Here is a 10,182-nt window from a genome sequence, read left to right as displayed (position 1 = left end):
ACTACGATTGGTATTAAATCAGTGTGTCACTTGGGGTCAGCGTCATGCGTGTAGACACAGCATGCAACGCGATAAGGTGCAAAAGCTCGGAAACCGTTGTGCTGAGATCCGGTAAGATCGCCACTTCATATTTCTCAGCTGCTTTTGAAATCGCAGTATGCGTAACACAGTTTTGCGTCATCATGCCCGCCACCCAAAGTCGCTCAATACCTTTCTCGGCCAATAACGCTTCCAAGTTGGTTTGTTCAAAGCTGTCTGCAAAGTGCTTCACCACAACCGCTGCGTCCGGAGCCGCCGCCATTACATCAGCATGAATATCTGCACCTTCTGTACCTTGATTGAAGAAAGGTGATAAACCCATTGCTGGATCAGCGATATGTTGAACATGGATGATTTCCACACCCTTCGCTTTCGCTTTTTTCATAAAAGCCACAATACGGTCTTTGGTTTGTTCTGCCTGCCACAAAGGGAACGCGCCGTTATCGAAATAGTCGTTTTGAAGATCAATCACTAACAGGGCTGTCTTTTTCATCACTGTCTCCTTGTTTATTGTTGGCGTCATTATGGTTCAGCGATGAAAATTCAAACAGTGACCCAAATTACCAATATCGTTAAGATTAGGTCACTATTGAAAGCTGGGAAAACATCATGATGAAACGTGTCGCCGTGTATGCCTTTGAAGGAATGAGTCCTTTTCATCTTTCCGTCCCATGCGTGGTATTTGCCGACGCCGCCAGCGATTTCAAAGTGACTGTCTGTAGTGAACCTGATGCGCCTCTGCAGACTACTGCAGGTTTCAGTATTCACACTGAGCATGGCTTAAACGCTATGGACGATGCCGATATCATCATTATTCCTAGCTGGCATTCACCCTATCAACCCCCTTCCAATGCTTTGATTAATGCCCTTAAGTCTGCAAACCATCGAGGAGCTCTGGTAGTGGGATTGTGTCTTGGCAGCTTTGCACTTGCGGCAGCCGGGTTGCTAGATAGAAAGCGCGCCACCACTCACTGGGCGTACTTTGAGGCGTTCAAATCTCTATTCCCGAATGTTGTGATCGACAGTGATGTGCTTTTTGTCGAGGAAGGAAACATAGTCACTTCTGCCGGCACTGCAGCAGGGCTGGATTGCTGCCTGCAGATTGTCAGGAATCTTAAAGGCAGCGCAGCCACCAATGACATCGCCCGTCTGCTCGTCGTACCGCCCCAGCGTCAAGGCGGACAATCCCAGTACATTTCTATACCTGTACCAGAACGGGGAAGTGATAAGCGCCTAGCTATATTGCTTGATGAGGTACTGAAATCACTCAATGAACCCCATTCGATAGATGCACTCGCGGAAAAAGCTCTGATGAGCAGGCGAACCTTCACACGCAGATTCCAAACCATCACTGGCCGCTCGTTCGGACAATGGCTACTTTCTGCCAGACTCGCCCATTGCCAAAACCTGTTAGAGTCAACAGCACTGGATATTGAGCACATAGCGACGGAATCCGGCTTCAACAACGCCACGACCCTGCGCCATCATTTCAAAAATACCTTCGGTGTCACTCCCTCTGTTTGGAGAAAAATGTATCGAGATTAAGTCCGCTCCGTAAACCATATGGCGTCCATTTAAATTACACATCGTTTTTTTAGTAAGAATCATGTTTCAGTGCAGCGAGTATGAAACCTATTCATTGATTTACAACAGTAAAAGGTAATATTCGATGGTAGGGTGCGTTCCTAGACATTTTTACAATTCGCTATCCAGAAGTTTTGACTGCGGTTGTCACATGTCAGTCTGTTCCAAGAATAAAAATCTAATTGTAAAAACCTAAAGGACATAGGAGCCGGGAAATGAAAAAGACACTGCTATCATCACTCGTACTAGCAGCAAGCACTTTTAGCATGTCAGCTGCAGCAGCAGAGTGTGATGGTAACCTCTACACCATGAACGCAGGCCGAGGCGATGTAGGTGTGCTTGTGAACGTTCACGAAGGTCTTGCTCGCAGCATTACGCGCCAACAATTCCACACGGAAGCCGTTAATCTCGCTGAGATTAATTCTCGCGCGCTATTCAGTGCTTCCGCAATGGCTTACGATGCTGCAAATAACCGCATTTATTACGCAAGCACACCAACACCAGACAAGTTTTATGTCGACGGTGTTGAAGAGGGTGAGTTTACCGAGCAGGAAATTGCAGATCTGCCTTTTCTACCAAACAAATACCAGCCATATGAGTTAGCGTATTTTGATGTCGCATCGCAAACTCACCACGTAGTTGGCTCAACCAACTATCAAATTTGGCGAATGACCTTCGACCCAGAGACTGGAACGCTTTACGGTTCTGATATCCGTCGACTGTTCACCATCGACCCTTCGACTGGCGAGCAAACTATGATTGGTAATCTGGATTTGAATATTCGTCTTGGTGGCTATGCGAACTGGGGTGATTTGATCTTTAAAGACGGCGAACTGCTGTTTGTTACCAATACGCGCGTCTTTAACGTGAGCACTGAAGATGCTTCAGCAACCGTGAAATTCTTCCACTATATTGATGAAATCACAGCGGCTACGCTTGATCAGAACGGTGAAATCTTGGTTGCGGCGATGAACAACAACGTGACGGGTCATCAGAACAGTACCAATCTTTGGGTTCTGGATTCGACCACTAATGACCAGAACTTTGGTAGTCAATCACATGCTGGTTTGGTGCCAATGCGTATTGATGCGATGACACGAGTAACGGCAGAAACCGATACCTGTTACGCGCCGATGTTCCTGCCTAACTAAGCCTAGGAATTTAAGAGAAAAGCCAACCTTTCGGTTGGCTTTTTTTATGTCTCACTGTGCGGCGTCAGTGGTAAAAAGAAGTGAAATACCCACGCTGGGCCAATCAAAAGGAACTGCACATCTTTAAAGAAAGAGGGCTTTTTACCTTCGATATGGTGCCCGACGAACTGCAAAACCCATAACACCACAAACATCACAACAGAAATCAGGAAGATATCAAATCCAGCGCTATCCAATTCCACCAGCACCATGGTGCAAAACGCGGAGAATATCGCCATCACCACAAAGGCTTTGAAAGAAAGCGTAAGGTAGAAGAGCAATACCAACGCCAGCACAATAAAGTATGGGGCAATCGCCGCTCCAAAAATGGAAAACGAGGGAATCAGCCAAAGCAGCCCCGCGACAGAAAAGAAAATGCCCGGCACAGCCACTTTGTGAATTTTCTGATTGGTTGGGTTCTGGTGGCTTTCACCGTACTCCTCAAACCATTCTTCCAAGCTTTTCATCCATGATTCCTTATGATTTGGCCCTTCTTTCCATATAAACAAAGTGCTCATCTTCATTCACGTACTTAAAGCCAAAACGTTGATACAGCGCAGAAACCCGGTTTCCTTGCAGATAGCTGAGTTTGACGGGAAAGCCTTCGCTGTCGGTTTTATCCAAACATGCTTGCAGGATAGAGGAGCCAATACCTTTGCCCTGATATTCAGGACAGACGAAAAAACGGCGAAAGTAATAATGATCATCGTACTTCTGAAGCAAGAAGCTGCCGATGCGCTCGCTATCAAGCTCAATCACCTGAGGTATCGCGTCTTCCCACTCTTCTTGGTGAATACGACGTTGCACATCGTCATCCCAGCCAAATACCGCTTCCACTACTTCCCCTTCTGCCCGCTTTTTTACTTCAAGCAGAAACTCATAGTCTTCGATGGTTGCAAAACGGTGCGTTATTGCCTTCATATCGCTTTCAAAATTTCCAAAATCACGGGGACGACGGACAATACCAGTAACGCTGCCATAAAGTAATTAAACGCTTTACGACGGGCTGGAGATGACAAAACCCGTTTCAATGCCGACCCGAACAATAACCAAATACCTACGCTCGGAAATGACACCACAAAGAAGGTCATGGCAATAGTCAAATTTTGGCTGTAATACCCGGCGCCTAAAGTAGTGAAAGCAGCAATCGCTCCTGTTGCGACCACCCATGCTTTGGCGTTCACCCATTGGAACAGTGCGCCTTTCATGAACGTCAGTGGTTTGGCTTCCGTGCCACTTTCCGCTACCTCGCCAGAGCGGGCAATCAAGAACGCAAGATAGAGAAGATAAGCCGTACCAACACATTTAATGATGAAGTGAAGCTCAGGAAACTGCTGGAAGATTTGCCCAAATCCGACGCCTACCAGAAATAGCATCAGCGCGAACCCAAAGCAGATTCCACACATCAGCGGCAGGCTTTTCTTCACGCCGAAGTTAGCACCGGAAGACATCAAAAGAAGATTGTTTGGGCCAGGTGTGGCAGAAGCAGAAATCGCGAAAAGTGTTACTGCAATCAGGTAATCCATATCAGCTGTCATCCCTAAGCATGGGCGTCCATATCGTATTAAGACGCCCCGAAGATGGAGAATTCTACGAGTTCGGGTATAGACAACCTTGCGTCTTACCAAGGGATTTTCAAGTGCTACAGACTATTTTGAATCATTTTTGATCGCTTTCTTTGAGGAATAGATAGAAAGGCAGCCCAAAAGCCACGCCGATCGTCAATGTACCTGCAATCGCCCAACCGCGAAGTCTTACGTTGTTATCCTTGCCATCGACCACGATGAAAATGACAAGTGCCACAGCCGCGATAACGACATCCAACCAAGCCATTATGCTGATGGGGTTTGCCATCACATCTGCAAGAAGCTGAGAAACATTTAGGCCATTCTCCACCAGCCAAACTCCAAAAGCAGCATAGGGAAACAGTGCCCCAAGAACGGCAAGAATGAAGTAGATGATCGCCAAGATTATTCTCCTTTTCTGCTAAGTCCATAGATCGCATGGTCTACCACGCGACCGTTAAGATTTTCATTTCGGGTGATAATTCCTTCAAGCACAAAGCCAAGGCGTTCAGCCAGTTTCCGACTTGGCAGATTCTCCGTTGCCGCCGCGATTTGGATTTTTTCCATTTCCAACTCTTGGAAAGCGATATCTATCAATGCCTGAACACTGCGAGAAGCAATGCCTTTTCCCTGAAAAGATTCACTCAGCCAATAACCGATCTCGACTTTCTTGAGCTCATGGTTAATAGAGTTGAAACTGATATTGCCCACAACCTCACCACAATAGACCATGGCGCAGGTCAGAGATTTACCTTCTGCATAGTCATGAAGCGAGCGCTTTACGAAGCTTTCAAAGAATGCCTCTCCATTGGCATGAGGAGGCCAGGCCAACCATTGCGACAAATACTCTCGCTCTCGGCACACGATTTCATAGAAGTTTTTAGCAAAAGAAGGCTGAACTAACGCTATAGAAAGGTCATCAGAGATTTGACGCGTAAACATAGGTATTTACCTCTTCTTGGGGTCTGTTGACCTTCTTAGCAACACAGATCAGCGAGTTCGAGTTCTCTAACCATTCAGATCTTCGCCAGTCAGCATAGCGCTTGTCGACAATAAAACCTGCCTCAGCGAGACATTGTTCAATGGTTTCTATTGAGCGATATTTCAGGTCAATGCTTGTTTCTTTGACGCTACCATCGGCATAGATGCGCCGGGACAATGAGTACAATACTTTGTTTTCTTTATCATATCTTGCCGCACGCCTAAAACATTGGACTTGTTCACCTTTCGCATCAAGGTAGCTGGGGCAAGGTTTAAAATCATCGTCCAACTCCAAATTTCCAGATGTCGGCAGGCGGGTATCAAAGATAAATACCCCTTCAGGATTTAAGTGTGCTGCGATGTTCGACAGTAATCTTGCAAAGTCCTCATCGTTTGCAAAGGCTTGAAAGGCATTGCCCGTCATAATCACGACATCAAATCGTGACTGCAGCGAAAAAGTGACTGCATTACGTTCTAAAAACCTGACAGAAAGCGTTGGACCGACTTTCTGCTTGGCGCGCTTCAGCATATCAGGAGAAAGATCGACACCCACTACGTGTTCGAGTTTTTCTGCCAATGGAATGGTCACGATTCCGGTTCCGCAACAGATATCAAGCAGACTCTTTGCTTGCTTCTCCTCTATCAGCTGTTCAATGAGGGCAATGTCATCTTCATAGAGATGGGCATATTGTTGGTCGTAGTCTTCTCCAGACCAGAATTCAGAGAGATCCTGCACACTACTTCCTTGTTTTAAGGAGAGAAACAAGGAGTTTACCCTGTCCACATAAGCCTTCTGAGATCAACGTAAGAAGTCTAGAGATAGCTCGAAACCTCAATCAGGGTTTCTTCGAGATCTCCGAAATACACAGATGAAATCGCCCTCCACCGCATCTATTCTTTGCTGTGGACCTTCCAATACGCAAATTCATGAATACACTTTGTAATCATCTATTTTTCAGTGTTCTTATATTTGCCACTAAGCAATTGAATGCATAAAAATAAAATATAAACAAATTAAAGATGAGAAAAGAATTAATTTATCATTAGAAATCAGCATGGGACTTTCAATTTCCTCTCTCTCAATAGACAGACATTCCATTATTTATTAATCACTTATTGAACCATGCTAAATTCAATCGAACTCCACATTCGCTTTTACCAATCATAGTCATCGATTATTTCCCTTTTATCGATTGTGGTTTCTATTTCTATAATCCAAGCATGACGAAAATTTGGACAAAAATAATTAAAGGAGAGTTATGACCATTTAGACAAGTTACAACTTCCCAAGCAATCACAGAATGTTAGCCACTAATCGCAATGCGCATATTGCAGAAATTGTTATGGATTCACTTGTCTAAAAAATTTAGAAAACGCTAATAAAAATTGCGAATATTAATTAAAAGATTAATTCATGACTAACAAGAAATGTCTTTTTCTAAAAATTAGTATCATTCGAAATTCCTGATGAATTTATCAAATAAAACACTTATTAACATCAAAAAAATAATAAGTGTTTCACAAAAAGAAAAAGCAGTTGGTACGACTCAAAGGAGGCAATTATGTTTAAACGCACGCTACTCTCTATTGCATTATCTGGAGCTTTACTCTCTTCCCCTGTTATGGCCCAAGGCGAGCCAAAATCTAATCAGTTTTGGTGGCCTGATCAGCTCAATCTAGCTCCACTCCGTGACCATGGTCAGGAATCCAATCCCTTCGGCGAAAGCTTTGACTACGCATCCGCCTTTGAACAACTCGACCTCAATCAAGTTAAGAAGGATATTTCAGAGGTCTTAACCACATCTCAGCCTTGGTGGCCGGCAGATTATGGACACTACGGGCCTTTCTTCATTCGTATGGCCTGGCACGCAGCAGGAACTTATCGTGTTCATGATGGACGCGGCGGTGCAGGCGGTGGTCAACAACGCTTCGACCCACTCAACAGCTGGCCAGATAACGGCAATCTCGACAAAGCTCGTCGCCTACTTTGGCCGGTGAAGCAGAAGTACGGTGCGGCACTTTCCTGGGCTGATTTGATGGCACTCACTGGCAATGTAGCCCTTGAGTCAATGGGCTTTAAAACCTTCGGATTCGCTGGTGGACGTGAAGATGACTGGGAACCGGATCTGGTTTATTGGGGCCCCGAAGAAGAAATGCTGGCCGATGAACGCCGCGACGAAAACGGCAATCTGAAAGAAGGACTCGCCGCGGTTCAAATGGGTCTGATTTACGTTAACCCGGAAGGCCCCGGCGGTAACCCGGACCCACTTGCAGCAGCCAAAGATATCCGTCACTCATTTGGCCGCATGGCGATGAACGATGAAGAAATTGTTGCGCTGATAGCTGGCGGTCACACTTTCGGTAAGGCGCATGGTGCGCACAAACCAGAAGAGTGCTTGGGCGATGCACCTGCTGCCGCACCTGTCGAAGACCAAGGCTTTGGTTGGAAAAACAAGTGTGGCGATGGTAACGGTAAAGACACCATTACCAGCGGACTGGAAGGCGCATGGACTGTCACACCAACGCAATGGACCACCAACTTCCTGGATAACCTGTTTAATTTCAATTGGGTACTTTCTGAAAGCCCTGCAGGTGCGAAGCAATGGGTTCCTGACAGCGAAAGCGCCAAACTTCTTGTGCCTGATGCGCACGATCCAACCAAACGCCATGCCCCCATCATGTTCACCACTGATCTGGCACTCAAAGAAGATCCTCAGTTCCGCGCGATTGCAGAGCGTTTCCGCCAAAATCCGGAAGACTTTGAACTGGCCTTCGCAAAAGCCTGGTTCAAGCTAAACCACCGTGACCTTGGCCCTCGAGCACGCTATATCGGCGCTGAAATTCCAGAAGAGATTCTGGTGTGGCAAGACCCGGTTCCCGCTGTTGACCACCCGTTGATCACTGATCAACAAGCTCAGGACATCAAAGCCGCCATTTGGGAGACAGGGCTCACTGTCCCTGAATTGGTAAGAGCCGCCTGGGCCTCAGCTGCCAGTTATCGTGGCACCGACATGCGTGGCGGTGCAAACGGTGCTCGCGTAGCCCTTCAACCTCAGGTCGACTGGGCGGTAAACAATCCTAAAGAACTACAGAAAACGCTGAAAGCACTAACCAAGGTTCAGAAAGCATTTAACAAAGACGCAGGTGATACCCAAGTGTCTCTGGCAGATGTGATTGTCCTTGGTGGCAACGCAGCTATTGAGAAAGCAGCCAAAGACGGCGGTTTCGATGTCTCTGTTTCGTTCAATCCGGGGCGAACAGACGCCAGTCAGGAAATGACTGATGTCGAATCGTTTGCTGTGCTTGAGCCCACAGCCGATGCGTTCCGAAACTACTACGATGCTTCTCGCAACTACCGCTCTCCGGCAGAAATGCTGGTTGAACGAGCAGACCTTTTGACACTGACCGTACCTGAAATGACAGCACTGGTCGGTGGTATGCGTGCCATGAATGCCAACAGCGATGGTTCGACCAACGGCGTATTTACTGATAAACCCGGCACCCTGAATAATGCCTTCTTTGTGAATCTGCTGGATATGTCGAATGCGTGGAGGCCTTCTGAAACGGAAGAAGGCGTCTATGTGGGTTATGACCGTGCAACGGGAGACCAAAAATGGACGGCGACACCTGTCGATCTCATCTTTGGCTCAAATGCCGAATTGCGCTCCATTGCCGAGGTTTACGCCTCTAATGACGCTCAGCAAAAGTTTATTGATGACTTTGTTCTCGCTTGGACAAAAGTGATGAATAACGATCGATTTGATCTCAACTAATCCATTAACGCACAAGCGTTTTCGCGCCATCTTTGATGGCGCTTTTTTTTTGTTTTCTGCTTACTGATAAGCCCCATATAACCTTCCACAACAGTCTTTTGCCATTCCAGCCGTACTCAACCCAATCCCGCCGCATTAGGCTTATACTGCCACTTCTTTGGGGTCATGAGAGCTCAACGTTTGGCGGTCACACATCCCCAAGGTTTTTCCATGGGCTGACCCATGTGGAAAGCAATAGAGCATGGAGGTTTAACCATGTGGAAGGTAATCAAGGATGCTATTGCTAAGGTGTTTCCTATGACAATTTCGATTCATCCCGCCGTCGACAAAGGCGTGCGAACAAACGAGGTCGCTGGCTTCTCTGGCGGTTCCTTAACATGTAACTGCAACAACGACCCTGTCGTGGTCAGCGTTTCTGCCCAAACTGCTCACAATCATGTCTGCGGCTGTTCTAAGTGCTGGAAACCAGAAGGAGCGACCTTCTCCCAGGTCGCTGTGGTGCCCAAAGACCATGTTTCGGTGGAACAGAACGCCGATAAACTCTCCATCATAGATGAAAGTGCTGCGATTCAACGCCACGCGTGCCGCGATTGCGGTGTGCACATGTATGGACGAATTGAAGATACCAATCATCCATTCTACGGCCTCGATTTTGTTCACACAGAATTGTCGAGCGATGAGGGATGGTCAGCACCGGAATTTGCGGCATTTGTGTCATCAATCATCGAATCTGGTACGCCGCCGAATCAAATGGAGGCGATTCGTGATCAACTCAAAACGCTGGGGTTAGAGCCCTATGATTGTCTCTCCCCACCTTTAATGGATGCCATCGCCACCCATATCTACAACCAGAGAAATCCAACTAACTGAAGGTAAAGCACTTAACGGCGATGGTAATTCGTCTGGGAAATATGCCCATTACCTCTAGGTGCTGTTGACCTTTGGTGATGATTTTTGCAGCAGTTTGTGGGGATTTTATGCAAGGCAGAGGCGTCGATGTGTAGCTGGCCTACATGAGAAGCCGATAACGCAGCAGAAATTCCCCACAAA

The 10,182-nt window shown here is 46.7% G+C and carries 11 protein-coding genes; 4 read left to right on the top strand and 7 right to left on the bottom strand.

What is annotated here, in order from left to right; translation table 11 throughout:
• Window positions 1-13 precede the first annotated feature (13 nt).
• Entirely contained in the window at window positions 14-532 is a 519-nt protein-coding gene (locus RN22_RS21305; protein ID WP_046307547.1) for an isochorismatase family protein, read from the bottom strand.
• Between the two features lie 116 nt (window positions 533-648).
• Between RN22_RS21305 and RN22_RS21300 the strand changes: the two genes are divergently transcribed.
• Both RN22_RS21300 and RN22_RS21295 read left to right on the top strand, forming a co-directional pair.
• The gene (locus tag RN22_RS21300; RefSeq protein ID WP_046307545.1) at window positions 649-1,584 is read left to right on the top strand and encodes a GlxA family transcriptional regulator; all 936 of its coding nucleotides are present in this window, start codon (window positions 649-651) and stop codon (window positions 1,582-1,584) included.
• A gap of 254 nt (window positions 1,585-1,838) precedes the next feature.
• Window positions 1,839-2,774, top strand: a complete 936-nt coding sequence (locus RN22_RS21295; protein WP_046307543.1) for a hypothetical protein — start codon at window positions 1,839-1,841, stop codon at window positions 2,772-2,774.
• A gap of 44 nt (window positions 2,775-2,818) precedes the next feature.
• Here the strand turns inward: RN22_RS21295 and RN22_RS21290 are convergent, their stop codons facing one another.
• The 6 genes from RN22_RS21290 to RN22_RS21265 all read right to left on the bottom strand — a co-directional run bounded on the left by RN22_RS21290 (window position 2,819) and on the right by RN22_RS21265 (window position 6,095).
• Entirely contained in the window at window positions 2,819-3,280 is a 462-nt protein-coding gene (locus tag RN22_RS21290) for a DUF962 domain-containing protein (RefSeq protein WP_002540027.1), read from the bottom strand.
• Between the two features lie 10 nt (window positions 3,281-3,290).
• On the bottom strand, window positions 3,291-3,734 hold the full coding sequence (locus RN22_RS21285; RefSeq protein ID WP_046307541.1) for a GNAT family N-acetyltransferase: 444 nt from the start codon (window positions 3,732-3,734) through the stop codon (window positions 3,291-3,293).
• On the bottom strand, window positions 3,731-4,339 hold the full coding sequence (locus RN22_RS21280) for a LysE family translocator (RefSeq protein ID WP_046307539.1): 609 nt from the start codon (window positions 4,337-4,339) through the stop codon (window positions 3,731-3,733). The genes RN22_RS21285 and RN22_RS21280 overlap by 4 nt, the downstream gene beginning before the upstream one ends.
• A 133-nt stretch (window positions 4,340-4,472) precedes the next feature.
• Entirely contained in the window at window positions 4,473-4,781 is a 309-nt protein-coding gene (locus RN22_RS21275; RefSeq protein WP_046307534.1) for a DUF2834 domain-containing protein, read from the bottom strand.
• A gap of 2 nt (window positions 4,782-4,783) precedes the next feature.
• On the bottom strand, window positions 4,784-5,320 hold the full coding sequence (locus RN22_RS21270; protein WP_046307533.1) for a GNAT family N-acetyltransferase: 537 nt from the start codon (window positions 5,318-5,320) through the stop codon (window positions 4,784-4,786).
• Window positions 5,298-6,095 (bottom strand): class I SAM-dependent methyltransferase, encoded by a 798-nt coding sequence (locus RN22_RS21265; protein ID WP_046307531.1) that lies wholly within the window; start codon window positions 6,093-6,095, stop codon window positions 5,298-5,300. Before RN22_RS21265 ends, RN22_RS21270 begins: the two co-directional genes overlap by 23 nt.
• An 826-nt stretch (window positions 6,096-6,921) precedes the next feature.
• Between RN22_RS21265 and katG the strand changes: the two genes are divergently transcribed.
• Window positions 6,922-9,132, top strand: coding sequence for a catalase/peroxidase HPI (katG, locus tag RN22_RS21260; protein WP_046307529.1), 2,211 nt, complete (start codon window positions 6,922-6,924; stop codon window positions 9,130-9,132).
• 255 nt (window positions 9,133-9,387) lie between these two features.
• On the top strand, window positions 9,388-10,002 hold the full coding sequence (gfa, locus tag RN22_RS21255; RefSeq protein ID WP_231590949.1) for an S-(hydroxymethyl)glutathione synthase: 615 nt from the start codon (window positions 9,388-9,390) through the stop codon (window positions 10,000-10,002).
• Window positions 10,003-10,182: the final 180 nt, after the last annotated feature.

The sequence above is a fragment of the Grimontia sp. AD028 genome, assembly GCF_000973155.1.
Classification (GTDB): Bacteria; Pseudomonadota; Gammaproteobacteria; order Enterobacterales; family Vibrionaceae; genus Enterovibrio; species Enterovibrio indicus.
The sequence above is the reverse complement of the archived record's forward strand: the minus strand, read 5'-3'. Positions and strand labels throughout refer to the sequence as shown.